Consider the following 426-nt stretch of genomic DNA (forward strand, 5'->3'; position numbering starts at 1 on the left):
GATCCACCAGATCTGGATGTCAGCTTGCCTGAGGTCGCACTGTCTGTGCCTGAAGTCGCAAGACAGGCCGTGCCTGACATCAATGTGCAATTGCCTGACGTGGAAGGTCTTGATGTGCCAGAAGTCGACCTGCCTGACATGACGTTACAGGCTCCGGCGCTGGATGTTGATTTGCCTGTCGTTGATGTGGATGTTCCAACGGTTGAGGTTGGGTTGCCAGAGGTCGATGTCGCGCTTCCTGCTGTTGAGGTCAGTTTGCCTGATATTCCTGTCGATTTGCCGGAAGCCAGCGTGGTTGATACAGGGCTGGATTGGTTGGATGCTGCCAAGGCTGCGGTTATTGCAGGTGGTGCGGGGTTGGTTGCCAAGGCTGGCTCGATGCTGGACTTCGACAGTATTGATCCGCACAAGCCGATTGGTATTGAC

The 426-nt window shown here is 55.2% G+C and carries 1 protein-coding gene; it reads left to right on the forward strand.

Translation table 11 applies throughout. The annotated features are described in order from the left end of the window. A partial coding sequence (locus B2U47_RS02070; protein WP_296683141.1) for a hypothetical protein occupies positions 1–426 on the forward strand: 426 nt, incomplete at both ends.

The organism is Thiothrix sp. UBA5583, from assembly GCA_002425225.1.
Classification (GTDB): Bacteria; Pseudomonadota; Gammaproteobacteria; order Thiotrichales; family Thiotrichaceae; genus Thiothrix; species Thiothrix moscowensis.